The organism is Paenibacillus anaericanus, from assembly GCF_003994475.1.
In the GTDB taxonomy this organism is placed as follows: Bacteria; Bacillota; Bacilli; order Paenibacillales; family Paenibacillaceae; genus Fontibacillus; species Fontibacillus anaericanus.
The window spans coordinates 193786-220761 of sequence record NZ_RZNY01000001.1 but is presented as its reverse complement, the minus strand read 5'-3'; the positions used below and the strand labels follow the sequence as shown (position 1 = coordinate 220761).

Annotated in this window: 34 protein-coding genes and 1 pseudogene; 33 read left to right on the top strand and 2 right to left on the bottom strand. The window is 43.9% G+C overall.

Going from position 1 to position 26976, the window contains the following annotated elements; genetic code table 11:
• The first annotated feature begins 40 nt into the window (after positions 1–40).
• The 30 genes and pseudogenes from EJP82_RS01060 (at position 41) to EJP82_RS00925 (ending at position 21545) form a co-directional block, all read left to right on the top strand.
• Positions 41–268, top strand: coding sequence for a hypothetical protein (locus EJP82_RS01060; RefSeq protein WP_170220095.1), 228 nt, complete (start codon positions 41–43; stop codon positions 266–268).
• Complete coding sequence (locus EJP82_RS01055) at positions 265–540, top strand: hypothetical protein (protein ID WP_127190157.1); 276 nt, start codon at positions 265–267, stop codon at positions 538–540. The genes EJP82_RS01060 and EJP82_RS01055 overlap by 4 nt, the downstream gene beginning before the upstream one ends.
• Complete coding sequence (locus EJP82_RS01050) at positions 530–1285, top strand: MBL fold metallo-hydrolase (RefSeq protein WP_127190156.1); 756 nt, start codon at positions 530–532, stop codon at positions 1283–1285. Before EJP82_RS01055 ends, EJP82_RS01050 begins: the two co-directional genes overlap by 11 nt.
• A complete protein-coding gene (locus EJP82_RS27850; RefSeq protein ID WP_170220094.1) occupies positions 1286–1444 on the top strand; it encodes a hypothetical protein in 159 nt (52 codons plus the stop codon). It abuts the gene before it with no gap.
• Positions 1444–2160, top strand: a complete 717-nt coding sequence (locus EJP82_RS01045) for a hypothetical protein (protein ID WP_127190155.1) — start codon at positions 1444–1446, stop codon at positions 2158–2160. Before EJP82_RS27850 ends, EJP82_RS01045 begins: the two co-directional genes overlap by 1 nt.
• A gap of 16 nt (positions 2161–2176) precedes the next feature.
• Positions 2177–3007, top strand: coding sequence for a replication protein (locus EJP82_RS01040; protein WP_127190154.1), 831 nt, complete (start codon positions 2177–2179; stop codon positions 3005–3007).
• Positions 2946–3305: a replicative helicase loader/inhibitor gene (locus EJP82_RS01035; protein WP_127190153.1), complete on the top strand. Its 360-nt coding sequence runs from the start codon at positions 2946–2948 to the stop codon at positions 3303–3305. Before EJP82_RS01040 ends, EJP82_RS01035 begins: the two co-directional genes overlap by 62 nt.
• The gene (locus tag EJP82_RS01030; RefSeq protein WP_127190152.1) at positions 3295–4644 is read left to right on the top strand and encodes a replicative DNA helicase; all 1350 of its coding nucleotides are present in this window, start codon (positions 3295–3297) and stop codon (positions 4642–4644) included. Before EJP82_RS01035 ends, EJP82_RS01030 begins: the two co-directional genes overlap by 11 nt.
• The gene (locus EJP82_RS01025; RefSeq protein ID WP_127190151.1) at positions 4619–4999 is read left to right on the top strand and encodes a hypothetical protein; all 381 of its coding nucleotides are present in this window, start codon (positions 4619–4621) and stop codon (positions 4997–4999) included. The genes EJP82_RS01030 and EJP82_RS01025 overlap by 26 nt, the downstream gene beginning before the upstream one ends.
• 21 nt (positions 5000–5020) lie before the next feature.
• Complete coding sequence (locus tag EJP82_RS01020) at positions 5021–5488, top strand: YopX family protein (RefSeq protein WP_127190150.1); 468 nt, start codon at positions 5021–5023, stop codon at positions 5486–5488.
• Complete coding sequence (gene dnaN / locus EJP82_RS01015) at positions 5485–6621, top strand: DNA polymerase III subunit beta (RefSeq protein WP_127190149.1); 1137 nt, start codon at positions 5485–5487, stop codon at positions 6619–6621. The genes EJP82_RS01020 and dnaN overlap by 4 nt, the downstream gene beginning before the upstream one ends.
• On the top strand, positions 6621–7295 hold the full coding sequence (locus EJP82_RS01010) for a hypothetical protein (protein WP_127190148.1): 675 nt from the start codon (positions 6621–6623) through the stop codon (positions 7293–7295). The genes dnaN and EJP82_RS01010 overlap by 1 nt, the downstream gene beginning before the upstream one ends.
• A 19-nt stretch (positions 7296–7314) precedes the next feature.
• The gene (locus EJP82_RS01005) at positions 7315–7752 is read left to right on the top strand and encodes a hypothetical protein (protein ID WP_127190147.1); all 438 of its coding nucleotides are present in this window, start codon (positions 7315–7317) and stop codon (positions 7750–7752) included.
• Positions 7753–7766: 14 nt separating this feature from the next.
• On the top strand, positions 7767–9689 hold the full coding sequence (locus tag EJP82_RS01000; RefSeq protein WP_246053935.1) for a DNA cytosine methyltransferase: 1923 nt from the start codon (positions 7767–7769) through the stop codon (positions 9687–9689).
• Positions 9690–9704: 15 nt separating this feature from the next.
• Positions 9705–12212 (top strand): DNA methyltransferase, encoded by a 2508-nt coding sequence (locus EJP82_RS00995; protein ID WP_127190146.1) that lies wholly within the window; start codon positions 9705–9707, stop codon positions 12210–12212.
• The gene (locus EJP82_RS00990) at positions 12209–12469 is read left to right on the top strand and encodes a hypothetical protein (RefSeq protein ID WP_127190145.1); all 261 of its coding nucleotides are present in this window, start codon (positions 12209–12211) and stop codon (positions 12467–12469) included. The genes EJP82_RS00995 and EJP82_RS00990 overlap by 4 nt, the downstream gene beginning before the upstream one ends.
• A 13-nt stretch (positions 12470–12482) precedes the next feature.
• On the top strand, positions 12483–13088 hold the full coding sequence (locus EJP82_RS00985; protein WP_127190144.1) for a dUTP diphosphatase: 606 nt from the start codon (positions 12483–12485) through the stop codon (positions 13086–13088).
• A gap of 12 nt (positions 13089–13100) precedes the next feature.
• Entirely contained in the window at positions 13101–13568 is a 468-nt protein-coding gene (locus EJP82_RS00980) for a hypothetical protein (protein ID WP_127190143.1), read from the top strand.
• A complete protein-coding gene (locus EJP82_RS27845; RefSeq protein ID WP_170220093.1) occupies positions 13549–13725 on the top strand; it encodes a hypothetical protein in 177 nt (58 codons plus the stop codon). The genes EJP82_RS00980 and EJP82_RS27845 overlap by 20 nt, the downstream gene beginning before the upstream one ends.
• Entirely contained in the window at positions 13722–14513 is a 792-nt protein-coding gene (locus tag EJP82_RS00975) for an MmcB family DNA repair protein (RefSeq protein ID WP_211350021.1), read from the top strand. Before EJP82_RS27845 ends, EJP82_RS00975 begins: the two co-directional genes overlap by 4 nt.
• Positions 14510–14764, top strand: coding sequence for a hypothetical protein (locus EJP82_RS00970; protein WP_127190142.1), 255 nt, complete (start codon positions 14510–14512; stop codon positions 14762–14764). The genes EJP82_RS00975 and EJP82_RS00970 overlap by 4 nt, the downstream gene beginning before the upstream one ends.
• Positions 14765–14818: 54 nt before the next feature.
• Complete coding sequence (locus EJP82_RS00965; protein ID WP_127190141.1) at positions 14819–15313, top strand: hypothetical protein; 495 nt, start codon at positions 14819–14821, stop codon at positions 15311–15313.
• A 52-nt stretch (positions 15314–15365) separates the two neighbouring features.
• The gene (locus EJP82_RS00960; protein WP_127190140.1) at positions 15366–15857 is read left to right on the top strand and encodes an ArpU family phage packaging/lysis transcriptional regulator; all 492 of its coding nucleotides are present in this window, start codon (positions 15366–15368) and stop codon (positions 15855–15857) included.
• A 38-nt stretch (positions 15858–15895) separates the two neighbouring features.
• Positions 15896–16081 (top strand): hypothetical protein, encoded by a 186-nt coding sequence (locus EJP82_RS00955; protein WP_127190139.1) that lies wholly within the window; start codon positions 15896–15898, stop codon positions 16079–16081.
• A 6-nt stretch (positions 16082–16087) separates the two neighbouring features.
• Entirely contained in the window at positions 16088–17659 is a 1572-nt protein-coding gene (locus EJP82_RS00950) for a recombinase family protein (protein WP_246053934.1), read from the top strand.
• A 21-nt stretch (positions 17660–17680) separates the two neighbouring features.
• Positions 17681–17770: pseudogene (locus EJP82_RS28265) on the top strand (helix-turn-helix domain-containing protein); the annotation flags it as partial.
• 253 nt (positions 17771–18023) lie between these two features.
• Positions 18024–18992 (top strand): ABC transporter substrate-binding protein, encoded by a 969-nt coding sequence (locus EJP82_RS00940; protein WP_127190138.1) that lies wholly within the window; start codon positions 18024–18026, stop codon positions 18990–18992.
• On the top strand, positions 18973–19749 hold the full coding sequence (locus tag EJP82_RS00935; protein WP_127190137.1) for an ABC transporter ATP-binding protein: 777 nt from the start codon (positions 18973–18975) through the stop codon (positions 19747–19749). Before EJP82_RS00940 ends, EJP82_RS00935 begins: the two co-directional genes overlap by 20 nt.
• Positions 19743–20495 carry an ABC transporter permease gene (locus tag EJP82_RS00930; RefSeq protein WP_127190136.1) on the top strand — a complete coding sequence of 251 codons (753 nt, stop codon included), beginning with the start codon at positions 19743–19745 and terminating at the stop codon, positions 20493–20495. Before EJP82_RS00935 ends, EJP82_RS00930 begins: the two co-directional genes overlap by 7 nt.
• Positions 20496–20663: 168 nt before the next feature.
• Positions 20664–21545, top strand: a complete 882-nt coding sequence (locus EJP82_RS00925) for an AraC family transcriptional regulator (protein ID WP_127190135.1) — start codon at positions 20664–20666, stop codon at positions 21543–21545.
• 52 nt (positions 21546–21597) lie between these two features.
• Here EJP82_RS00925 and EJP82_RS00920 read toward each other — a convergent pair whose 3' ends face one another.
• Complete coding sequence (locus tag EJP82_RS00920) at positions 21598–22953, bottom strand: dipeptidase (RefSeq protein ID WP_127190134.1); 1356 nt, start codon at positions 22951–22953, stop codon at positions 21598–21600.
• A 221-nt stretch (positions 22954–23174) separates the two neighbouring features.
• Here EJP82_RS00920 and EJP82_RS00915 point away from each other — a divergent pair, with 221 nt between their 5' ends.
• From EJP82_RS00915 to EJP82_RS00905, 3 genes are all read left to right on the top strand, one after another.
• Entirely contained in the window at positions 23175–24374 is a 1200-nt protein-coding gene (locus tag EJP82_RS00915; RefSeq protein ID WP_127190133.1) for a peptidyl-prolyl cis-trans isomerase, read from the top strand.
• Positions 24375–24551: 177 nt separating this feature from the next.
• Complete coding sequence (locus EJP82_RS00910) at positions 24552–25304, top strand: class I SAM-dependent methyltransferase (RefSeq protein ID WP_127190132.1); 753 nt, start codon at positions 24552–24554, stop codon at positions 25302–25304.
• Positions 25301–26299: an MBL fold metallo-hydrolase gene (locus EJP82_RS00905; protein WP_127190131.1), complete on the top strand. Its 999-nt coding sequence runs from the start codon at positions 25301–25303 to the stop codon at positions 26297–26299. The genes EJP82_RS00910 and EJP82_RS00905 overlap by 4 nt, the downstream gene beginning before the upstream one ends.
• A 65-nt stretch (positions 26300–26364) precedes the next feature.
• Here EJP82_RS00905 and EJP82_RS00900 read toward each other — a convergent pair whose 3' ends face one another.
• Positions 26365–26928 carry a phosphatidylglycerophosphatase A family protein gene (locus EJP82_RS00900; RefSeq protein WP_127190130.1) on the bottom strand — a complete coding sequence of 188 codons (564 nt, stop codon included), beginning with the start codon at positions 26926–26928 and terminating at the stop codon, positions 26365–26367.
• Positions 26929–26976 lie beyond the last annotated feature (48 nt).

The window sequence follows — 26976 nt, the reverse complement described above, 5'->3', positions numbered from 1 at the left end:
GTATGCCATCGATGCAAAGAGGAACTGGAGGTAGGCGGCAATGTCCGACGTGGAGCAGCTAGACCTGTTCGCAATTATCGAAGTCGAAGATAATCCTCTCCCTCCATCCCCGAAAGGGGAGCCAGTCCTAAACGGGATGTACTACGAGCGCAGCACGGATAAGTTTGTCTCGTTTGTTCTGGGACGCAGGTTTTATGAGGAACCAGCGAAGGGGTGCACTCACCTGAAAGAGTGGCAGAATCGGATTAAAAAGGAGCGTTCGATATGAGTGATATTATTCTACGCCCAGAAGTATACGGATTCGCAAAAACAATGGAAGAGCAATTGCGGGCCAACGAAAATAAAGGCGGTTGGAGTAACTGCACAAATCAATTTCTGTCGCGGCAGCTCGATAAGAACATCGCAAAACTTTATAAATGCACCAGTCATGAAGAATTCCGCAGACGCTGTGCCAATATTGCCAATTTTGCAATGATGCTTGCAGATAACGACATGCGGGAAGAAAACGAGACCTGGGGGAAGATCCCCGATGGAAGTTAATATCCTTGCATCCGGAAGTTCAGGGAACTGTATAGCGCTCACCTCGGACAGTGGCAAGACGATCCTGATCGATGCGGGGATTCCCAAAACAAAGATTGAAAAGCGCTTGCTAGAAGTTGGTATCAGAGCAGATCAGATCGAAGCTATCTTTATCACTCATGCTCATGGAGATCATATCAAAGGGCTTCCGTTGGCTAACAAATACCGGATTCCAGTATTCGCCACTGAAGGTGAATGGAAAGGCATCAAATGTGTAGATGACGATTTAAAACATGAGGTCAAAGACTTCATTTCAACCGGTGAAATAACGGTGACTGACGAATTAAGAATCGGCGCTTTTAAATCTCATCATGATGCTTATAATCCGGTTGGATACACGGTTTGGAACGATAAATGCAAAGTCTCGGTATGCCTGGACACAGGTCATGTAGATGCTGACATGCTGCGTGCCATGAAAGACTCGGATGTCTACATCATCGAAGCCAATCACGTTGTCGAGCGGGTTGAACAATGCAACAGACCGCAGAGCATCATTAACCGGATCCTGTCAGACATCGGTCATTTGTCCAATGAGCAGACTGCAGCAGCCTTACAAAAGCTTGTCAAAGGTAATGGCGAGCGAATCTATCTCACACACTTGAGCGGCGAGAACAACACGAAGGATGCTGCTTCACAGGCTGTCAGGCTGGCGCTATTCGAGAAAAACTTGATCAACAATAAACACTATTATCTGGAGGTCTTATAAATGTCTAAATACCATTTACGTAAGCTGCAAAACGAAGTTAACAAGCATGGGAAACATCGGGTTAAACGTTTGGTCCACTCTCTACGCTTCGGAAAATTGTCCGAGGATGGCACAGAAGAAGCTCAGCGTCAATTGCTAGTGATCGGAGGTGGCGTGTAATGAAGATTCGGGTTTTGTACCCCCAACAACATTTATCAGCAGGAGAGGTAGTAGAAGCAAGGAAAATCCCGAGAGATGGCATGTTATTTGATGCCAATCCGAATTATCAAGTCACTGAGGGAAAGTATTTAGGGCGGATAATCAAATTTTTCGATGCTAATCCACTTGAAGAACGCACATACACTGAGGAAGAATACGGCCGCCTCAGAGAAACTAACAAGGTAGTGTATCGGGAACTTGAACAGACTCGCCAAGCTCTAGGCAGAGCAATTGATGACCTTGCTACTCACGCGCAGACATTGGTTGATCTTCATAATGAATTGGTATCTGAGCGTGAAGGTAAGAAGGTGGCACTTCCAATGGATGTGGCAGAGGCGATTGATTACTTTCGAGAAAATCCAGGTAGGTTTACGAATCGTGATTTTGCGATAAAGTTATTCAACCCAGTGGAATCAGGTGATAACAATCACTCTTTAGCAATTAAGAAGTACGTCCTTGACCCTGAGAATGGAGATAGACTTCTTGAAGCCTTAGTCAACGACTACACCATCGAAGAGGAGCCAACCACTGAGGATAAGATCCGCAACAGCTTATCAGCAGCTTTGGAAGATATGCGAGTAACTAGCCCGGTACCAATTGATAGATTGGCGAAAATATTAACGCTTGCTGTCCGAGAAGTGTTGGCTGAAGAACAAGCTAAAGAAACTACAACCTGAACGTTGGTGAGGAGGAATGGCAAGACCGCAAATCGAGGATGGATTCACTCGGATAGCTCATGAAATTTTGGAGCAGGCTGCGCGAATAAATCTCAATGGAACTCAGTTCCGTATCCTACTAATCGTTTGGCGGTATACCTACGGTTTTCAAAGAAAGATGCACAGGTTCTCGCTCACATTTCTAGCAGGGGCATTGGAAACTCATAAAAATCAAATTCAGCGGGAACTGCAAATCTTAATTGAGCGAAACGTCCTCCTTGTCATTTCAGGAGGCGACCGGAGAAGTAGGGTACTCTCATTTAATAAAAATTACGACGAATGGAAAATGAAATCTGACAACGACGTAGCGGTCAGTTTTGAACCTAACAAAAAAGATTCGAAACAACTAATTAGCGGTCAGATTTCCGCTAAACTGACCGCTACGTCGCGTACCAAGAAAGATATTAAATCTTTAAAGATAAAAGATTTAAAAGATATACCCGAAACGGAGGTAATTGAGCCTATGGAAGATAAGGTGAAAATCAAGTTTATGGACACCGTATTTTTAACCCAAACAGAATACGATCGTTTAGTAACGGATTTCGGCAAAGACACGGTTGATCTCTATATCGAAATGGTCGATGAGTGGCAAACCAACAATCCCAAGAAAACTAAAGTCGATCATAACAAAACCATTCGTGTATGGATCCGAAAGGATAAGGCAAAGAACCCAGTTAAAAACAAGCATGAGCGCAATAAGGATGAGATGAATATTTTGAATCAATTTTACGAGGAGGGAGCGGCCCATGAAGCAAACGGAAACGGCAAACTTTCTGGCAGTGATAAAGACCGCTTATCCCTTCTTTGAAATAACTGTCCCTGTCACTAAGCTGTGGCAGCAGATGCTTCAAGAAGTGGATTACAACATTGCGAAGGAGAGGTTAGGTCAGCATATCCGCTCATGCAAATATGCACCTACCATTTCTGACATCGTAGGAGTAGATAAAGACAAGCCATCATTCTACGAGTTGCAGCGCGCGGAGGAACAAGAAGATCAGCTCGAACTTGAAGCATACAACGAGCAGGCCATCCCAATGCCAGACCACATCAGAGAGCGTCTGGAGAGATTAGTGGCGAAACGGAAGGTGAGCGCTCATGAGTCTTGAAGCAGAACAAGCGGTCCTTGGCTCTCTTTTAAAAAACTCTGAGTTGATGGATACCTGCTATTTAACACCTAACGATTTTGACCCTGAAGGTCCTCACACAATCGTGATGGAGATGCTGAGTTGGGCAAACGAACATCTCTCAGGAAAGCCCGGGATAACAGATCCTTTCGACATCAAGGTATTAGGCGAAGAATGGGGCAAGGAACTAAGTGTGATCGGTGGGCTAAGTTACATCGTTGATTTACGAGACTCCGTTCCGACGACAGCTAACTTCGACTACTATCAAAAGATTATTAGACAAGCGAATATCCAACGACAAGCACTTTTAACCTTTCGTAAAGCTGTGTCGGATGGATCGGTTGATGTAGGAGATGTAAAAGACCAACTAGAAAAACTGCAGGACCTTCAAAATCAAGGTATCAATGATGGAATGGTGCAGATTGCCGACGTTTTAGAAGGTCACCACAAAGAGATTATGGCAAGAGGATCGCGAAGCGGAGTCACAGGGGTTAAGACAGCGAGTGAAGACTTTGACGAAATGTCAGGCGGCCATCAGAAAAGCGATTTTATCATCGTCGCAGCTAGACCCAGCATAGGAAAAACCGCTCTTATCGTCAATGATTCCATAGCTGCGGCTAAAGCTGGTAATACAGTAGGATTCTTCTCAGGTGAGATGCCTGCAAAGGATGTGGCTGAGAGATTCATTTGTGGGATTGGCAACATCGACAGCAAGAAGGTAAGGACGGGGCTTCTAACTGAAAATGATTGGGATAGTTATAGCAAGTCCATGGCGATATTGGATGGACTACCGATCTATATTGACGATTCTCCAGGAATGACCGTTGAGTACATTTGGCGACAGGTCAAGTCCATGTCCAAGAAACATGCAAATTTGATAATCTATATTGATTATCTGCAACTGATCGAGAGTGAGAAGAAATTTAACAACACGGCAGATAGAGTCAACTATATATCCAAGCAATTCAAAAAGATGGCTCGGACATTTAATATTCCGGTAGTTGCTATAAGCTCGGTCGGCAGAAAATGTGAAGATCGGCAAGATAAGCGTCCCCTTATGTCTGATCTACGGGAGTCTGGAAACATTGAGTTTGATGCCGACATTATCATCTTCCTTTACCGTGACGACTACTATTATCCGGATGCCGCAAAAAAAGGAATTATTGAATTGATAGTAGCGAAAGGTCGAAAAATTGGGACGGGAATCCTCGAAATGATGTTTAACCGAAAGACGGGGCGATTCCTGAATCTAACCAAAGACGACAAAGAAAAACTAGTTGAGAAGGTGAGGGAGCATGAGCAGAGTCATAAAAGACGATGAAGAATATGCTCGGGCCGAATCCGCTAAATTCAAACTCGCAGCTGAGCTGGACAAACCACTGAGTTCATTAACACCAGAAGAACGGGCAAGGAAACTGGCAATCTACGATCGTACAGTAGCCCTCATGAAGAAGTATGACCATGGTCGCATGGTTCAGGAGTTTCCTGGACTTCGCGAGAAATACAACTTACTCGGATGGGAGTTTCAAGAGTTCGATACGGTTGAATCTGAGCCGATTACAGATCCACCTGCTGAACCAGAACCAAATACACCAACCGAGCCAGAGAAGCGTCTAGAGCCACCGCAGGAGCCTAAGAGCAATAAACCAAAGCCTGATCTATCGGCGTGGTTTTAATTGAGAAAGTGAGGTGCAAGGATGAGAGAATACGAGTTTCGTGCCAAAAGTATTGAACCATTAGTAGGTGATGACCAATGGTTATATGGATTTGGTGTACATGTAGTAGAGCTGTCTGACGGAGGGAAAGAATACTGGCTGTATACAGCGAACGGAACATATCAAGTAGATCCTGAAACTGTGGGACAGTTTACAAGAAAAACAGATTTTAAAGGATTGAAGATTTGGGAAGGTGACATCGCAAAACAGACTTATCATACCCAAACAGGAAATGTGTTTGACGGTACAGATTTCACATTAGATGGGTATCACATTGGCGAAGTAGTAATCACAGCAAGTAAGGGTGTATGCATTAAGAATCCAATCCATTACTCAGAGGACAACGACAGAGTGGAAGTAACAAAACAGTATAAAAGTATCGCTGGATATCGCTGTGTGGTCATCGGAAATGTGCACGATAATCCTGAGTTGTTGGAGGTGCAGTCATGAAGATAAGTATCCTAAAAAATCAACTGAACGAAGCCATACAGCACGTATCCAAGGCGATTAGCAGCAAGACGACAATCCCGATCCTGACAGGAATTAAGTTGGATGTCACGCATTATGGTGTGACACTGACCGCAAGTGACATCGAAACAGTGATCCAAGCGACAATACCAGCAACTGACAACGGCAAAGAAGTTGTTAAGGTGGAGGAAATCGGTAGCGTGGTGCTACCTGCAAAGTTCTTTGTCGAGATAATCAAGAAGTTGCCTAAGGACACAGTTGATATAGAAGTGTTGGAGGGATTCTCGACTATAATCCAGTCTGGAAAGTCAAAGGTCAATATGGTAGGTCTGGACCCGGAAGAGTACCCAGCACTACCGGCAGTTGATGATGATCAAGCGATCTCGGTGCCAGGAAGTCTAATCAAGCAGATGATCCGATCAACTGGTTTCTCCGTATCTGCAAATGAAACGTCACCCATTTTAACTGGAGTACTTTGGAGTCTGATAGACGGTCAGCTTAAACTCTTAGCCACAGATCGTCATCGGCTGGCAAGCACACAGTCGGCGCTTGAAGAGGATATCACTATTCACGACGTTACGATCTCGGGCAAGACATTGGGTGAGCTCAATAAGATCATTCCAGATAACGATGAGGCAATTGAGATAGTAGTCGCTGACAGTCAGGTGTTGTTCAAAGTCGGCAATGTGCTCTTTTACTCTCGCATACTGGATGGTACGTTCCCAGATACTTCAAAGATAATCCCGACCGAATTCAAAACAGAGTTGGTTCTGGATACCAAGAAGCTGACTGAATCTATTGACCGAGCGTTTCTGTTGGCCCGAGAAGAAAAGACGAACATCGTTCGGCTGGAAGCTTCCGGTGATGGTGAGGTCAGGATTGAATCAACTTCATCTGGAGTCGGTAAGGTGATCGAGCAGTTAGAAGCTGTAGATATTACAGGCGAACCTATCCGAATATCGTTCAACTCCAAATACATGCTCGATGTGCTGAAGGTGATCGAGAGCGACAAGATTCACATCGGATTCACTGGAACAATGAGCCCGATCATTATCAAGCCTGTGGATGATAGCCAGAGCTTATATCTGATCTTGCCATACAGGACATCTAATTGATGCGGTTCGTGGGTATTGATCCAGCAACTGAGACGGGCGTTGTTGCCTTGGACGAGGACGGAGATCCAGAGCTCGAAACAAGTATCATAGGGAAGGGAGAAAAAAAGCCGGGAGGTATTACGCTTGAACAGCGCATTTCACTTGAAAATCAGCTGTTTCGTCTACTGATGCCAGATGACGAGGTCTTGAAAGAAGGTATTGCTAACGGCAGCCAGATGCTTATTACTACAGCACAGATTCACGGTGGGCTTGAAGGTATGATTGCAAGAAAAAATCTTACCTTTGATAAGGTTCAGCCTTTAGCAGTGAAAAAATACGTTGGGGTTACGGGATACAAGATTATTGATGGTAAAAAGGTTCGATTGGAAGGAGAAAAGGAGAAGAAGGCAGCAATGGCTGCTGGCGCTCTCAAGCACTTCGAATATTCCCATCCGAATAATAACGTGGTAGATGCCTATATAATCGCCAAAATATGCGAGGCCGTCTATCGGGTCCGACGAGGTAAGCAATTATCTGATTATCCAAAATATCAGCAGGAAGTTATTGATTCTATCATCAACCCACCACCACCTAAGAAGAAAAAAAAGAAAACTGAAAAAACCAACAAACGCCCTGGGAAGCCTGTGGCGAGGGAGAGTCACACCCAAAATACAGAACAGGCGTGCTTATTTTGAGGGAAAGGAGCGAAAATCAATGCCTAAACTGGACCCGAAGATTGAGGAAAGGGTTAATGAGTTTCTTGAACGAGGTCATATTGCACCCGCTCAAGCTGAGATGTTAAAGGCATATTACAAATTAAAAAAGCGTCCCGAAGCGGCTCGTGAGGTAGGTATCAAAATAGGTACATTCAACGGAATATTATCCGAGCTTACACGACGCGGGGTGCTCGTTAAACCTAAAAAAGGGTGCTACCAGCTCACCGAAGACGAGACACAAATTAAAGATATCAGTTTGAAGATTATCTTCCCTCCTGATCCTCCAGTGGTCATCTCGGATGAAGATCGAACGTGGATGCTGAAAAATTACAGTACGTTTGGCACTCGAACCGAAATAGCTCGCCATCTTAAGCGCAGCAAGATGGATGTAATCAGGATGGCGATAGCATTAGGGATCGATAGAGGAAACAGGTGAAGGGAGGGAAACCATTGCAAGTATTAGAGAACATTGAGTACAAAACGGCAGCGGTATTGTTTGGCGGAATCGGCGGTGAATCGGCCGGATTGTTGGAATCTCAAATGGAGTACGGAGGTAAGGTGTACCGGATTAAACTGCTATGTAGCGTCGACAACGATCCTGTTGCTTGCCTCAATCACGACAACATCACTGGGACAAAAACATCACGAGTCATGGACCTATTCACGCGGGAGCAATACATCGCATGGCACGGACATGAGCCGCCACCAGAATGGCGAGAAGTAACCGCCTGGGATATGTGGGTTGCATTCGGCTATCAGATCCCATTCTTCCTCTTTACCTCTCCACCGTGCAAGGGATTGTCTGGACTGCTACCCGAAAAGTCGGCGAAGACGATCAAATATCTATCTCTTAATCAGCTAACTGTTAGAGGTATTGATCTTTCACTTGAAGCTTGCCTTTTGTATGGCGGTGGCGTTCCCGCGATCCTTCAACTGGAGAACGTGCCACGCATCCGGTCACGAGGGAAGAGCCTATTGAAGCAGATCGAGAAGACGCTCAAAAAGTACGGTTATGCCGTAAGTATGCGAGCTGATCATAACCTCGGCGAAGTCGGAGGACTTGGACAAAACAGAGTTCGCTTTCTAATCATGGCACGGCATGAGGCACAGATACCAAACTTCATTTTTTATCCTGAAAAGAAGCCGCTCAAAACAATTGGTGATGTAATCGGGCCGCTTCCAATGCCTGGTGATATCGAAGCAGGAGGTCCGCTTCATAGGCTCCCAAATCTGCAATGGAAAACTTGGGTACGCTTAGGGCTTATCAAAGCGGGTGGGGATTGGAGAGATCTACAGGATGTCCCATTTGAGCAATACCGTATTGTTCATCAACCTCGTGGTGGAGCTTGGGCGGTTGAAAATTATGAGGAACCAAGCCGAACGGTAACTGGTGGGGCTGGAGTGGGTAGAAGTAACGGAGCTGCTGCAATATCCGATCCACGTGTGAACCTTAAAGAAGGCACTCACGGGACCATCTATCGTGTATGTCGGGATGATCAGGTAGGACCTACAGTAACTGGCGCAAACGGGCCAAACAATGGGGCAATGTCCATCTCTGATCCTAGACTTACCGATAGAGCAGGACGACATCCAGGAGTCTATCAGATCGTTCGGATGGACGAGACCTCGCCATGTATCACAGGAACAAGATTCGGAAGTGGTGCTTTGGCAGTCGCCGATCCACGAGTTAAAACCAAGTTGATGCCTGATAGTTACGGTGTTCAGGAATGGGAAGAATCAGCGAAGGCTGTCAGAGGCGCTAATCGGATTATGAACAGCCCAGCCAGTATAAGCGACCCTCGCCTATCGGACTTAAAGAATAGATATACCGACAAATATCGGATGCAAGATATGGAGGAACCATCGGCGACAATCACGAGCGTAACAGACGTACAGTCAGGAGCACCGTTGGTGGCAGATGCTCGCCTTGGGTGTAAGCCAAGAGCAGGATCATATGGAGTTCAAGATTGGAACGAACCCGGAAAGACTGTGACGGGATCAGGAGATGTACATTCTGGTTCGGCTGCATTGGCAGACCCGAGAATCCCAGCGGATACAGATCGCGGATCATGGATATTGATCGCTGAAGACGGTACATGGCATAGACCAATGACGACCTATGAGCTCGCAATGCTTCAAAGCTTCCCGCGGTATTTACCAGACGGCCGACCGTTCCAACTTGAAGGATGTTCGGATGCCAAGGCTCGGGAATATATCGGCAATGCGGTACCGAGAGACGCTGCGAGAGAAAACGGTAACGTGATTCTCTTAGCTGCTGCACAAGCGGAGGCAAACGAAACATTCTCCATGAGCTGGGACACGGTGTGGGTGGCTCCGGAAGATATAGATCAAATGCCCGCGATGGTCCACTAGGAAGGAGGAAGTTAAGTGAACTACATCGACTTCCTGAAAACAAAAATCGAAATAGCCAAAGAGACTGGATTTGAAGTCTCCCCGAATGATATACACCCTACTCTCAAGCCACATCAAAGGGACTCTGTTGTCTGGGCGATCAAAGGCGGAAGAAGGGCGTTGTTTGAAGCTTTCGGGCTTGGTAAGACCATACAAGAATTAGAGTTTTGTAGGCTCGTGACAGAGCGGCAAGGCGGGAAAGCGTTAGTCGTTCTTCCCCTCGGCGTGAAGCTAGAATTCGAGAATGATGCGGTTAACTTGCTAGGTCTGGATAAGCCGCAATATGTACGAAACATGGCTGAGATCGAAGTAGCTACCGGATCCATTCTACTAACCAATTACGAGCGAGTACGGGATGGGGATATCGATCCTACTTACTTCACAGCTACTGTATTGGATGAAGCGAGCGTGTTGCGAGGATATGGCAGTAAGACCTTCCAGACATTCATGGATAAGTTCAAGGGCGTTCCGTATAAGCTGGTCTGCACAGCTACACCAAGCCCCAATAAGTATAAAGAGTTAATCCATTACGCTGGATTCCTCGAGGTAATGGACACTGGTCAGGCGTTGACGAGATTTTTCCAACGGGATAGCACCAAGGCAAACAACCTTACGATCTATCCGCACAAAGAAGATGAATTTTGGTTATGGGTATCCACATGGGCGCTGTTTATCACGAAGCCAAGCGATTTAGGGTATGACGACACCGGATATGATTTGCCACCGCTGGATATCAGGTACCACGAACTAGAAGTTGACCATTCTGCAGCAGGATTCGAACGTGATGGACAGATGATCCTCTTGCGTGATGCAGCGATCGGACTGAAAGATGCGGCACGTGAAAAGCGTGAAAGCATTGGAGAGCGTGTTGAGAGGGTTATTGAGATCATTAAGGCGAATCAGCCTGAACAGATTGTTGTATGGTGCCATCTCAACGATGAGCAAGACGCTATTGAACGGGCTTTGAAAGAGGTTGGAATATCGGTTGCATCGGTATATGGCAGCTTGTCACATGAGGAAAAAGAACAACGGGTACTGGACTGGAAAGATCGAAAGTACACGGTGTTGCTGAGCAAGCCTGAGATATTAGGATCCGGTGCTAACCTGCAGCAAAGTCATATTGCCATCTTTGCTGGTATCGACTACTCATTCAACGACACCATACAGGCCGTTCACCGGATTCATCGGTTCCAGCAGCAACATCAATGCGAGATCCATTTTATCTACATGGGGTCTGAATCGGAAATATTGAAGACTCTCATGGAGAAGTGGAAGCAACATGATTATCTAGTTAGCAAGATGATCGAGGTCATTAAGAAATACGGGCTGTCCGGAACATCGGTGATTGATAAGCTGGCCAGATCGATTGGAGTGGAGAGAGTGAAGATTGAAACAGGGCTTTACACGGCTGTGAATAACGATTGTGTGCTCGAGACAACTGAAATGCCAGATGACAGCGTGGACTTGATTCATACATCTATCCCATTCGGCAATCACTACGAGTACACGCCAAGCTATAACGATTTTGGTCATACCGAAGATACAGCACAGTTCTTCGAGCAGATGGATTTCCTAACGCCTCAAACGCTCAGGATCCTGAAGCCTGGAAGAGTAGCAGCGATACATGTCAAAGATCGGGTGTTGTTCGGCAATGCAACTGGCACAGGGATGCCGACTATGGAGCCATTTCACGCTTTATGTATTCAGCACTACATCAAACACGGCTTTCAATACTTTGGGATGATCACGGTAGTTACTGATGTGGTCCGCGAAAACAATCAGACATATCGACTTGGTTGGTCGGAGCAATGCAAGGACGGTACGAAGATGGGTGTTGGATGCCCTGAATATATCCTCCTCTTCCGGAAGTTGCCGAGTGATACAAGCACAGCGTATGCGGATGAGCCCGTTAGCAAGAGTAAAGAAGACTATACTCGGGCGCAGTGGCAGATCGATGCTCACGGTTATTGGCGCAGCTCAGGAGATCGACTATTGAGCAAAGAAGAAATAGCTGCAATACCAGTCAATAAGCTACAGGCGGCATATCGGAAATTTTCTCGAGACAATGTATACAGCTATGAAGATCATGTCGAGATTGCGAAGAAGCTGGACCAAGACAGTAAACTTCCAGCCTCGTTCATGGTTGTTGCTCCCGGATCCTGGACATTCGAAGTATGGGACGACATCAACCGTATGAGGACCTTGAATACTACTCAAAGTCAGAGACGTCAACAGATGCATGTATGCCCTCTCCAGATCGACATTGTAGAGCGAATCATCAACAGGTATTCCAATCCCGGTGACGTAGTCCTTGATTATTTCGGCGGTCTTATGACAGTGCCAGTACAGGCGGTCAAAATGGGCCGCAAGGGATACGGGATCGAGCTTAACGGTGATTACTTCCGCGATGGAGTTGGGTACCTGCAGGCTGCAGAAATGATGGTTGATATGCCTACACTATTTGATTTTGAAGATTTAGCATGAAAACCATCACATGGCAGCAAGGAGCAGACCTGTGTAAAGAGATAAGATCATTACCTCTCGGTGACTGGACACACGATCTCAATGTTATCCGCAATGGTCCCGCTAGAATTATCAATAGAGCCCTATCCCCGGAAGGCCAAGAGATAGTTTACTTTCGGGGCGATGACTATGCAGGTGCATGGCCGGGAGCAAATTGGGATAGGTTTGCGGTACAGAGGCTCACGACACAAGAGATTGAGCAGTTAACACTATTTTGAAGGGATGATAGAAATGACACTCAAACTTGAACAAATGTACGAAATGCAGAAGGCGCTGGACGCCAAGATAATCAAGGAGAAGGGGCTAGAAGGACAAAACTTGTTACCGAATACGATTCTTGCGCTGCAAGTAGAGATCGCAGAACTAGCAAATGAATGGCGAGGATTTAAGCATTGGAGTAATGATCGGGAACCACGAACAGCGATACCTTCATTAGTTAAAACTTCGGGGATCGACATTGCCCTTGAAGATGGCACGTATCTTCAAAACCCGTTGCTAGAGGAGTATGTAGACTGCCTACATTTCTTTCTCTCCATCGCTCGACAACTTGAATACTCGGCAGATGATCTATGTGTCTTTGAGGATTATGTCGAAGGGGAAACGGGGTTGTTATTCACGGAGCTGCTCATCAATGTTGGTTATCTTTTAGGCGATAAATTACAGATAAGAGAATCTGAGAAAGACTTCAAAGCATGGCAGAAACAGCACTTCAGAGGGGCGATATACATCTTTTACGCTCTCGGTGAGCAGCGCCTTGGTTTTGATTTTGAGGACATTGCAGCAGCATACGCCGCCAAAAACGAAGTGAATCACGAGCGGCAAGCGAATGGATATTGAGGTGGTCAGGTCATGACAAGACGATTCCCGTTAAGCAAAGACGAAAAAATTAAGTCCCTTCAGATCCAGTTAAAACAGGCAAATGAGTGTGCTGCAAGCTGGATATGCAAATATCAGGCCGACTCTAATCTGTTTCAAAAGCAGAACAAGGAACTGGCTGCAAAAGATGCTGAGATAAAAGAACTGAAACAAGAACGTCGCCGATTGTATGCGATACATCAAGAACAATGTGCCAGGTCCTCTGAGTATCTCAATGAAAATATAAGATTGAAAAAAGCATTACAAGCGGCTCAGAAGGCACTTGAAGAAGGCAAATATGGTGCTTACTTTATTGCGGCGGACTTAATCGATAGCTGCCAAGTTACGGGCGATGACTGCGTGTTTATGCGTCCTGATTCCAAAGCGTGTGCAGCGATGTTCAACGAAGGCCCTGATGCTAGTGAAGAGGAAGATGAATCTGATGTACGACAAGAGACTTAAAACAGAACAATGGACACCTGAGCAGATAGCTGAGCACTGCAAGAAAATCGGTGCAGATGGTCCGCCACCTAAGAAGGGATATGTTGATGCTCAGATCACTGGATCGCAAGTGGGCTTTAACGGCAGGTATATCAAGAAGGGTGGTGCCAGTTGGTGACTAAAATCAGATCTGATCAGGTGAAGCAAGCACTTGCTGGTCGGCATACGGATGACATGTTTCTGACCGAGGTAAAGACGGGAAGGACATACGATAATAACGAGCTCCTAAAGTTTGATGCACTGGCTATGAAACCTAGTTGGGCGAATCCTTGCTTGACTGGCTACGAGGTAAAGGTGAGCCGATCTGATTTTATGCAAGATCAGAAGTGGCCTGGTTACATGGCGTACTGCAATAAATTCAGCTTTGTATGTCCGAAGGGGTTAATTCAAAAGGAAGAACTCCCCGAAGAGGTAGGGTTGATATGGTACTACCCGGATACAGGGGCGTTGCGAACAATACGACCAGCAAAACACCGACTTGTAGAGATTCCTTCTGACATATATCAATACATGCTCATGTCCAGAATCGATCCAGACAGACACCCTTTCTTCGGGTCCAGACGTGAGATGTTGGAAGCGTATGTGGAGGACCGAGTAAATCGCAAATCATTGGGTAAGGAAGTCGGTTCAAAACTCGCAAATGAACTTTATGAAGCTCGTAAGCAGCTGGATGAAAATCAGTGGGAGTACAACAACCTGAAAAGCGAGTCCGAATTAATGGGAACTGTTAGAACTGTATTAGCTGAATACGGTATACGGATATACAAATACAACGATTGGCAGAGCCAGATAAGGCAGCGGATGACGACAGGCGTTAATCCGCAGATGATCAAGCTGCTTAATGAGGTCACTGAGAATGCTGAGAAGTTGAAGATGATGGTAGAGCCGAAGGAGGATGCTATATGAAAGTTTTAATAGAAGATAACCTGTACTTGGAGTCTGACGAGAAGCAATTCGTCATTAAAAAATATAGCGGTAAAGTAGATAGGGATGGGAAAGAACAATTTCAACCAAAAGGATACTTCTCCAGTATCGAAGGGGCATTGAATCACTTGGTCAAGATGAAGATTAAAGAAAGTACCGCCTCAACGCTCTCTGAGCTTGTTAGGGACATCCAAGAGATTAAGGCATGGATTAGTCGGGAGATCGGTGTTTGACGTAATAACAGGCAATTAGAAGTTTAAACCATTATCCGAGAGGGGCAATTATAAATGTCTATTACTATTAAAGCGGAGTTTAACAAGCAAACGAAAGACAGCAAAAAAGAATCTGTGCAATTTTATGTAAAGGGCGAGGACGAGCACAAGCAGGAGCTAAACGAGATGACCAGATCAGTTGTGATTCTGAGTATCGAAGGTGTGGAGAATAAGCTATCAGCTGAGTTCAAGAAATCATCCAAGGATGCCAAGAAGACGGTGCTGGACTTCGAAGTTAAGGGCGATGCTTCAGCAGAGAAATCATTCGAGTTTTACAAGAAAGCTGGTCATGATGTGGTGCTCACGATCACTGAGTCTGAGGAAAGCATCGAGGAGTTTGAAGAACATCAGAAGAAGTACAGAGAGGGCTTGAAAGGGAATATCGAGCATGACGGAACGGTGAACTTTGAAGATGAGAACCAGCTCACGTTCGATGATGTGAAGGATGGGGAAGGTAGCGGAGATCCGATGTCTGGTGTTGATACGGGTGATGACGATCTTCCGTTTTGATGAATGGACCCGACTTCGGTCGGGGGAATCTTTACAAAATTGAGGTGATAGCGTGGGGCAATTAAGCTTTCTACCTGAGATCGACCGGAAGGCTACGGAAGCAGCGGTTAAAGATGCACTCGATGACTATCGGATGAAAAAGTTCCTTATCGCCTCTAGTGATGATCGGGAAGCAAGTATTATCGCAGGATATAGCAACATGCCGCGTGGTGGTAAAGTTAGCGATCAAACAGCTGAGATAGCTGTACACAATGTAGATAAGCAGGCAAAGCGTAAGGCTTACTGTGAACGTATTGAGCGCGTTGTTAAATGGATGCCTAGGATGGAGCGTTTCCTGATTGAAGAGAGGTATATGACCAGGGAACATGATTACATCACTGATCAACACGTCTACAATCATGTATTTCAACCTCCTATCAGTGAAGGGAAGTACAGTAAGATCCGCTGGAAGGCGTTTTATAGATTGGCACTCGATCTGAATTTGGTGGTGGAGAGTTCGGAGGAAGAGGAAGAGGAAGAAGAGTTTGACGAAGGGGCAACATAACCAAGCCCCTTCTCATAGCCTAATAAGGGTGATGCAAAATGGGGAAAAAGAATAAGAAAAAAGAACCACCGAAATTCGAAATTGTGGTTATTCCAGTTGAAGGTGATCCGATAGAGGCGATAAGCAATGCTCTAGAACCGAATATCCGTTCTGTGTTGGCAAAACACGGAGCATACCTTAAAATACCTTTATATGATTATTTACGAAACCATGCAAAGGTGTGACGTGGTATGAAAATCAAGAATAAGAAAAGGACGCGGGCTTATGTCCGCGTTTCAACGCTTAAAGATTCACAAAAGGATAGTCCAGAGCACCAAGAAGGATTGATAAGAGAGACGGTAGCTAAAGAGGGAAAAGAAGTTGATTATGTGTATTTGGATCGGGGAACGGCAACAACCATAATGGACCGTGACGATGTTAAAGAAATGATCCAGGATGCAAAGAATGGTGAATTCAACGAAATATGGTTCGCTTCCCTATCACGGTTTAGTCGGGATACATTGGATTCGATCTCTTTAAAAAGAATCCTTGTAAATGCGCTTGGTATCCGACTCGTATCGATTGAAGACATGTACGATTCTGCCAAAGAAGATAACGAAATGATATTTGGCATTATTTCCTCTGTCAATCAGAAGCAATCAGAAAACATAAGCACATCCTCGAAGAGAGGAATTCGCCAATCAGCCCTGAAGGGTAATTTCACAGGTAGCATCCCACCTTTCGGCTATAACAAAGTAGAGGTTGAAGGTCGAAAAACATTAGAAATTATTTCTGACCAAGCAGAGATCATTAAGAGTATATTTAATATGTACATCAGAAAAGGTATGGGAGAAAAGGCCATAGTTAACTATCTCAACGACCCTGTTCATTTGATTCCTAGTCCTAAGGGAGGGTTGTGGGGGGTATCAACGATACAACGCATACTCCAAAATGAAAATTACACAGGGTACTTAGTTTCTGGTAAATACGAAATGAAGCAGTTTTACGATGATATAGATGACTTACAAAATAGGCAGAAGAGACTAGTTGCTCGTGATCCCGAATCATACAACCGGACAAGCTTTCAAACTCATCCAGAAATAATTTCTGTGGAAGACTTCAAGTTAGCGCAGGAGTTAAGATTGGTTCGCGGTGGTGGCAAACGTGGCGGTAGTCGCGCATTCAAGAATGCTTTCGCTAAAATAATGTTTTGTAAGGATTGTGGATCCGCTATGGTGACAATGAAAGGTAAGAGTCGTGATGGAGGTAAAGAGTATCGATACTTGATGTGTAGTAAGAGAAGGCGCCAAGGAGAAAAGGGATGTATAAATGCGAAATGGATGCCTTATATACCTTTGCGCGATCAAATTATTGAAACTGCAATAAAACTGATGCGCGAGAAAATAAATATGACTAGCGCACAGAGGGATGTAGAATCCCTTTATAGCTTTAAAGAAAACAGCTATGGAAAAGACATAAAAAAAATCGAGAATAAAATAATTGAGAATCGAAAGCTATTATTCGAATTGCGTCGGCAACATATGCTCAATGAACTGAGTGATGATCAGTACGAATTTGAAAAGGGAATGTATGATAAAGAAATCACGGAATCAGAAAGCAAACTCAAATCGTTAAATAAAAAGGTTGATGATCATCGAGATTGGACCGTTTTAAAAAATACTTTAGAAGAAGCACTTGTATTCTTGGAAAACCAATCGAATTACGACAACGCTGAGTCTATACGTAATACCTTGATAAAGTTAATCGAAAAAATCGATGTAGATAAGAACGGACGAATTGAAATGCATACAGTTCTCGGTTAATTTTTATTGCGTGCTTGATTACACGTTACGAATGTAATGCAGAAACTGAACGTCAAAGGTCGGGCTCAGGCGGTAGTCGAACTGATTAAGCTTGGGGAGATAATAATCTGACGGTTTTTTTAGAGCGAAGAAAACCGTAAGCCTTCTTTTTCATCTCTATTCAATAGGGAGGAAAAGAAGGTTTTTTGTCTGTAATGTTTTAATTTTAAATATACAAAATATGATGTATGGTGTAAAATGACATTACTCAATTCCTGCTAAGAAGGCATTGGGCTGCTTTGACATGTCCCTTTGTGAATAAATACGCAAGGGATGATTCAACATAGAAGATTTTTTAGAGAAGAGATGGAGGCTGGAGAGAGTTATGAGAAATAGTAAGACGAAACAAGTAATCATGGTGTTAATGTTGGTGGTTGTTATTAGCGCACTTGCTGTCGGTTGCAGCACGAATAAAGAAGCTAATTCAGCAGAGGACAAGGAAATCCCTGTATTGTCTCTCGGATTGTTACCTTCGATCGATGCCATTCCATTTATCATCGCCCATGAACAAGGTTTTGATAAGGAACATGGAGTTACCTTGAATATTGAAACATTTAAAAGCGCCAAAGATCGTGATGTCGCTTTCCAAGCAGATAAACTGGATGGAATTAGTGCAGATTTAGTGGCCTTAGCCATTTATAATGAAGCTGGATTAGATGTGAAAGCAACAAGTACAACCTTTGGTGAATTCGATTTGTTAACCGGTAATGATGAAATAAAAGATGTGAAGGACTTAAAAGGGAAATCTGTTATTTTGTCTAAGAATACATCTACAGAATATACTGTTGCTATGATGTTGAAGCAAGCGGGTCTGAGCGAAGCTGATATTAATGTAACAGAAGTACCACAAATCCCAACTCGCTTAGAATTGCTTAAGAATAAAAAATCGGATGCGGCTATATTGCCAGAGCCTTTTGTAACGATGGGAAAAGCTTCAGGACTCCAAGTATTAAGTTCAACTAAGCTAGCAGGAGTGAACCCGTTCATTCTAGCATTTCCACAAGAAGTAATCAGTGCAAAGTCCAAAGAAATTGCTGCGATGTATGCGGCTTATGATGATGCGGTAGAATATTTGAAATCTCATGATCAAGCAGAGTATATTGACCTGATTATTAAAGAAATAGGTTATCCTGAAACTTTAAAAGATGAAATCACAGTACCTGAATACGTACCCGCGTATCAAGTGGATGTGAAAGAGGTAGAGGCAGCATTTGCATGGGCAAAAGAGAAAGGATTATTAACCAAAGACATTTCACTAGAAGAAGTGATCTCGGATGTCGTATTCAAGAAATAAAGGACTTGAAATTAATAGCTTAACTGTGGAATATCAAGAGGGTCATTTAGCGCTGGAGCAGATGGATTTATGTCTGCCCGAGCATAGTATCTATACGATGATTGGTCCTTCTGGTTGCGGCAAATCAACATTATTGCGTGCTATTGCGGGACTGGTACAGTCATATACAGGAGAGATTAAGTTCAATGATCAATCTCTACGTAAACAAGGCACAGCTCTCATTGGACTTGTACCACAGAATTATGGTCTTCTTCCTTGGAAGACGGTCCATTCAAACATTAGAATGGCGATGAGAATTAGTGATTCTGGTCGTCATACCAAAGGGCAGCAAGAGCAGCAAATCACAAGTTGGCTCACTGCTATGGGTATTGCTGATTTGGCTCAGCGCTATCCTCTATCTCTTAGTGGGGGACAACAGCAACGGGTAGCGATTGCTAGAGCGTTTGCTATTTTACCTGAAATTATGCTGCTGGATGAGCCTTTCTCCGCACTGGATGCCATTACACGTGAAGAGATTCAAACCATTTTCCTGGAAAATTGGATTTCTCATCCGACAACTACGTTATTTGTGACTCATGATGTGGAAGAAGCGATTTTACTTGGTGAGAAGATTGTAGTCATGCCTTCCAACAAGGAGGAACCTCCGGTTATCATCGATAATCCGGTATTTCAAATCAGTCATGAAGACAAGCGAGATAGTGATGAATTCTTCGCACAGACTAAGAGAATCAGAAAGGTAATGCAGGAGAAATGGTGAAAAAAAAGCAAATCCCTCATCTGATAAGACTGTTGTTTGTTTTTCTAGGTATGAATGTGATTTGGTATCTTCTTTATATCGTCATTAATAAGTCGATTCTTCCTAATCCATTAGACGTTTACGCATCTATGCTACATTTGGATGGCCAAGAGATCGCAATTCATGTAGGGTATAGTTTGTTTCGGGTATTTGCAGGGGTGGTATTGGCGTTAATCCTAGGGCTATCTATAGGTATATTGATGGGACGCTCCCCGCGGTGGAATAAAATTTTAGACCCTGTAGTTTACTTAACCTATCCTATTCCAAAAATAGCTTTATTGCCCGTTGTAATGTTATTTTTTGGGCTGGGCGAGACTTCGAAAATTCTGATGATCATGTTGATCCTGCTCTTCCAGATCATTATATCTGTTCGTGATGGAGTCAAAGCGATTCCAGACAATACGTATGATGTACTCAGCAGCATTGGGGCGGATCGGGTAGAGAAGTTCTGGCATGTTACCTTACCGGGTGCATTATCCGTGATTCTGAGTACCATCCGTATTTCACTTGGAACGGCGATATCGGTGCTGTTTTTTACTGAGATTTATGGAACGGAATATGGTATGGGATATTTTATTATGGACGCTTGGTTAAGGATGAACTATTCGGAGATGTATGCCGGCATTATGTTGTTTAGCTTGGTCGGCTTCATTTTATTTCTGAGTGTGGATTATCTCGAGCATAGATTTATGAAGTGGCGAAAATAAAGACAAGCTCTCTTGAACTTCTCATGATATATGAGAGGGGATAGAGGGCTTTTTTTGATGTGAATGATAAGAACCATAATCAAAATTTCTGGAAAAAAAGTCGGATGATTGGAGCTATTCTATATTATTATGAAGTTATCTCGAGATGAATATAAGGAGTGCCTCCGATTGAACTACTACGAACGAATACAAAGATCTATAGACTACATTGAGAATAATCTGGAGAACAAAATCGATCTTCAAATTGTCGCACAGGAAGCATACATGTCCCTGTCCAATTACTATCGGATGTTCTTTGCGCTCGTAGGATACACCGTAAAGGAATATATTAGATGCCGTAGAATTAGTCTGGCTGTACCGGAAGTAGTGAAGAGTAGTCTCCCCCTAATTGATATAGCTGTGTTGTATGACTTTGAGAGTGGAGATTCTTTTTCTAGAGCATTCAAACGAATTACGGGGTCTATGCCTAGTGATTTCAGGAAACAGGATAAATCGTATCATTTTGAAAGGGTGAATATAATGGACAAATATTTTGATATTCAAGATAAGGAGCTGCTTGAGAAATACCCTGATATTAAAGTTCTCAAAGAACTGGAACCTATCAGAGTCGCTTATTATTGTTATTATGGGAAGGAACCTGAGACGAGAGCCTTTGCGGTCATGACAAGCTGGTTAAATAACCTTGGCTTAGACATTAATGAGCAGAAATTGCGTATATTCGGATATAATAATCCAAGCCCATCTTCTCCGGATCAAGAGGAATACGGCTATGAGGTTTGTGTTACAATTGACGATTCTGTGGTTGCCTGTGATGAACATGTTCAAGTGAAAATGTTAAGCGGTGGGCTATATGCGGTCACAAGTGTAAGTCAGGGAGATAACGGTAACATGGGGCCTGAAATAGAAAAAGCATGGGTCCGTTTTAGTAACTGGATGAAAGACAGTAAATATATATATGGCAAGCATCAATGGTTAGAGGAACATCTGGGGTTTGATGATAATCAGCATACAGGTGGGATAGATTTGTATATGCCTGTTGCAGAAAAATAAGACCGAAAAAAAGCAGCCTACATATGAGGCTGCTTTTTTCGGTCTTATTTACTTAGAGTGATTTCAAGTATTCGACGATGGTCAGCATCCCTTTATCGAAATTCTCCAAGTTAAAATGTTCATTTGGTGCATGCAGATTTTCATCCGGAAGGCCGAATCCCATCATGACAGCAGGAGCTGATAATACCCGGGATAATGTTTCAACGATTGGAATGGACCCACCATCTTGCGTGAATAGGGCACGAGTACCATAGATACGCTCGTAGGCATCTGCTGCTTTTTGCAACATAGGGTCTGAAGGATCTATGGTAAATGCACGGGCACTTTCACCTTTCACCACCGTGATCTTAGCGCCGGATTGAATATTTGCATGCAAGTGGCGTTCGACTTTGTCGAGTGTAGCTTGAGGATCTTGTTGCCCCACCAAACGGCAAGTAATCTTAGCATGAGCTTCTTTAGGTATTACCGTCTTAGAACCTTCACCTTGGAAGCCGCCATATACCCCGTTCAATTCTAAGGTTGGACGGGCCCCTGTTCTTTCCACGAAAGAAAACCCTTCTTCTCCGTATAATGAATCTAATCCGAGGCTAGTTTTTAATTTATCTTCATTAAATTTCTGTTTGGCAAATTCCTCACGCATCTCTGGGGTCAGATCATGTACTCCTTCGTAAAATCCCTCTACAGCGACACGACCCTGTTCATCGTGAAGTGAAGTTAACAGGGAAACGAGCGCATGAAGTGCATTGGGAACTCCTCCCCCGAACGTACCGGAATGAAGATCTGTATTCGCAGTATGTACGGAAATCTCTAGCTCGCATAAGCCACGAAGTCCAGTGCAAATGGCAGGTTTACCGGGTTCAAGTAATGAGGTGTCTGAGATCAAGATAGCGTCGGCAGCAAGCATCTCCGCATGGGATTCCAAAAAAGCAGGTAGACTCGGGCTAGATATTTCTTCTTCACCCTCGATGCAGAACTTAATGTTAACAGGAAGTTTTTGCTCTTCTTTGAGGATCGCTTCAACCGCCTTGATATGAAGGAACAGTTGGCCTTTATCATCTGTTGCACCACGTGCGTATAATTTCCCGTCTCGGATCGTAGGTTCGAATGGCGGTGTTTCCCACAAGTGCAGTGGGTCGACAGGTTGTACGTCGTAATGTCCGTAGACTAATACTGTGGGGCAACCAGGAGCTTGTAGATGTTCCGCGTATATTACAGGGTTTCCTGTCGTAGGATGAACCTCAACTTTGTCCATTCCCGCTTGGCGAAGTTTATCAGCTATCCAGTTCGCCGCTTGAGTAATATCTGATTTGTGCTCTGATAGTGCTGAAATGCTTGGAATTCTGAGCAACTCTTTAAGCTCTTCTAAGTGTTGTTCTCTGTGATTTTGGAAATAGGTTTCATAATTCATGGTTGTCATATCCTCCCAAACTTGTTTTACCTCATTATTTTACTACTTTTCGGCAGATAAAAGAAATCGGGATGCCTAGGTTAGGATGTTTCTTAAAATAAAATTAAAAAACACGTCACTTATTTTAATTATTCTTTAATGTTAAGTTAGGAGTATTCTGTTAAAGTCATTAAAGAGAACGTGGTTAATAGCTTTAAAAAATGAAGGGAGTCACAAGTCGAATGGAAGATAAAGATAAAAAAGAATTAGAGGTACCACAGGGGGAAGAAACAACAGATCAAGAAACTTCAGAGAAAGTTTTTGAGGAAACTGCAGATCAAGAGAGACAAGCTTTACTTGGTGCAAATGAAGAGGGTCAGGTTGAAGTTGCAGAAGAACCACAACCAAACGCGGATGTCCTCGCTGATGACGATAAGGATGCTGTTGTGAATCCAGGATATTTTGATCCTGCAAATTTAGCCATTCCTACTAGTCCTGAAAATCCGAGACCAACAGTGTCGGGTAAAGTTTGGCCAATCGTTTCCCTCGTACTTGCTGCTCTACTCATTGTCGTATTGATTGTACAACCACTTGGCAAAGGCAAGTCTGAGGCAGTTGCTACTGTAAACGGAGTAAAAATTAGCAAAGATGTTTTTTATGATGAGTTAACAGCTCCAGGTGCAGGTGCAGAAACAGTCCTTGACGCATTGATTAAAAAGGAACTAGTCAAGCAGGAAGCGGAGAAGGCTAAGATCACCATCCCGGAAGCTGATATCCAAAAAGAGATCCAAGGGTATATAGACTATTATGGTTCAGAAGAAAACTATAAGTTGGCTCTTACTCAATCCGGAATGACGGAGGAAGTGTTGAGAAAAACTATTGGTGAAAACCTAACATTAACCAAGTTACTAGAACCACAAATTACAGTGACCGACGAACAAATCAAGGAGATATTTGACACTTACAAAGCATCCTTTGATACACCGGAACAAGTGCGCACTTCGGTTATTCTTGTAGCAACTGAAGCAGAAGCGAACGATATTATTAAGGAACTTGAGGGTGGCGCGGATTTTGCCGAGTTAGCTAAGAGTAAGTCGCTCGATACGCTAACAAAAGACATGGGTGGAGACACTAATTTCTATGGTCGCGGTGAGAAAGAAACTGCGGTAGAGGAAGCTGCCTTTAAATTGGCTAAGGATGAGATTAGCGGTGCGATCAAAACGACTGAAGGATATATAGTAATTAAGCTGACCGATCGCAAAGAAGCACATGAAGCTACGCTGGAAGAGAAGAAAGAAGAGATCCGGAAGGGGCTTGTGTCCCAGCAAGTATCTGAGCTTTCCGCGGCATGGTTTGAAGATGTTCGGAGCAAAGCTACCATCACTAATACTTTGACCGACAAAGCAGACGAAGAAGTTACAACAGAGACTCCTTCAGAGTAAGGAGTAGAGTTTAGATATTTAAGACTGAACAGCGGAAGCCCATCATAGCTTTCGCTGTTTTTATTATTTCTTACCAAAATCAGAGCTTGAGTTTCATAACAGTAGAGGTACAATTAAAAGAATGAGAATGACGATACCGAGTCTTACACGTAAACAACAAAGGGAGGGATGAATGTGATGGCTGAATGGTATGAGAAAAGCTTTGGAGAGGATTACTTACTCGTATATAAACACCGTGATGTGCAAGGAGCAAGACGTGAAGTACATAAAATGATTTCCTGGTTGGGGCTGTCACAAGGAGCGAGGTTACTCGACCTTTGCTGTGGAATGGGCCGTCATTCAATGGCACTTGTGGAAGCTGGATATGAAGTGACCGGCGTTGACTTGTCGGATGTATTGCTGCGTGAAGCAAAGCGAAACGATCCTGATAACCTAGTTGAATGGCTGAGAGCGGACATGCGAGAATTACCGCTTCATGGTGGATATGATGCCGTCGTTAACTTGTTCACTTCATTTGGTTATTTCGAGAAAGACGAAGAGCATACAAAAGTACTCAAAGAGATCGCTAGAATGTTAAAACCAAAGGGACGTTTTATCATCGATTTCCTCAATCCATCCTACATAGAAACACATTTGATCCCTTATTCGGAAAGGATGGATTCAGGACAACTTATTATTGAGAATCGTAGGATTGCAGACGGTTATGTGGAGAAGCATATAACAATTTGCCAAGAGGGACCTGAAGGAGACAAAGAATTAGTTAAGCCGAGACACTATCTGGAACGAATCAAGCTGTATTCTTACGATAGATTTCTTGCTATGTTGACCGAGGCAGGTCTGCAGTTGGACAAAGTACATGGAGGGTACGAAGAGGAAAATTATGATATGAAGTCGTCCCCAAGAATGATATTGGTAGGAACATTAGCATGACGACAATTCCAGATATTAAGGATTGGAATGAAGAGGAAATCACCAGGGTACGTATTTCAATGGCGCCTCCGCTGCGCTGGGTTAATAGCTATCTTTTGCGTGGACCGGAGGGAATTACTATTATAGACCCGGGACCGCGCACAGAGACCTCGGAAGCGGAGTGGGAGGAAGCTTGGCACGAGCTCGGAATCCTTCCACAGGAGATTACCTCGATCGTCCTAACACATCATCATCCCGATCATTACGGTCTGGCGGGGTATATGCAGTCGTTGACAGGTGCTTCAGTGACGATGTCTCGCCGTGCTCACGAGGAATCGCTGAGAATGTGGGGGAAGGATAGCATGATGTGTGAAGAACTCCCACGGTTGTTTCGTCGTCATGGCATGCCCGCCATATGGAGTGAACAAATCGCGGAGCACTTGGATGGGTTTATTCCCCAAGTTACACCATCTCCAAATATCACTTATATAACGGAAGGGAGTTATGTCTGCATGGGTGGGCGCAACTGGCTTGCGATTGAGACTGCTGGCCATGCTCCAGGACATTTATCCTTCTATGACATAGAGCGAGGAATAATCTTATGCGGTGATTCTGTTCTACCGCAAATCTCTCCTAACGTGAGCTTATTACCGGGAAGCGATTCCCAGCCGCTACGTTCCTTTATAGACTCACTGGTCAAGTTAGGTGAGTTAGATGTTAAGTTAGCCTTTCCTGGGCATCGCAATCCATTCTCTCATTTTGCAGAGCGTACGAATGGACTCATTAAACACCATGAAGAAAGGTTGTTACGAATTGAGGCATTATTGCAACAATCTTCGCAAAGTGGTTTTGAGATATGTACCGCGTTATTCGGAAATGATCTAGGTATTCATCAAATGCGCTTTGCTATGTCAGAAGCATTAGCGCACCTTGTTCATCTTGTTGATCAAGGGCGTGTGGTAGAGAAGATATCGCCTACTGATGCTGGAATGATACTTTTTTCTTCTATAAAATAAACAAAGAAGCCGCGACTATTCGCGGCTTCTTTGTTTATTAACTCTATACTATTACTCATTATCTTCTACTGATTATCTTTGTCAGTTACTTCTTCCTCAATTTCTATCTCACGTTCCGCTTGCTTACGATGTGCAATTCGGCTGCTGGCAGATGCTGCGACAGCTCCTACGATATCATCCAGAAAGGTATTACAAGGTCCAAGACTCTTGTCATTTAGTCGATCCAATACACCTGGTTTTAACTTATCTACATATCCGTAATTCGTAAATCCAATACTGCCATAAACGTTGACAATGGAGAATGCAAGTATTTCATCTACTCCATAGAGTCCTTCATCATGGGAGATCATATCTTGAAGCTCAGGGATCAACAATTGCTGTTCGGCAAGAATATCAAGTTGAATACCGGTCAATACCGCGTTTTGTACTTCTCGCTTGCTGAGTACCTGCTCTACGTTATGTATGCATTCCTCCATGGTTAGACTCGGATAGTATTTCTGTTGTAATAGCATGACAAGCTCGGCTATTTCCAGTGTGGTAACACCGCGTTTGTGAAGCCATTCTTTCGTTGCGTCAGCTACTTTTTTGCTATTTAAGCTGTATGGTACTTTTGCTTTTGGTTGTTCCATTCCAATCACCTCTACCCCTCACTATTTTTATATCGGACTGAACATGAT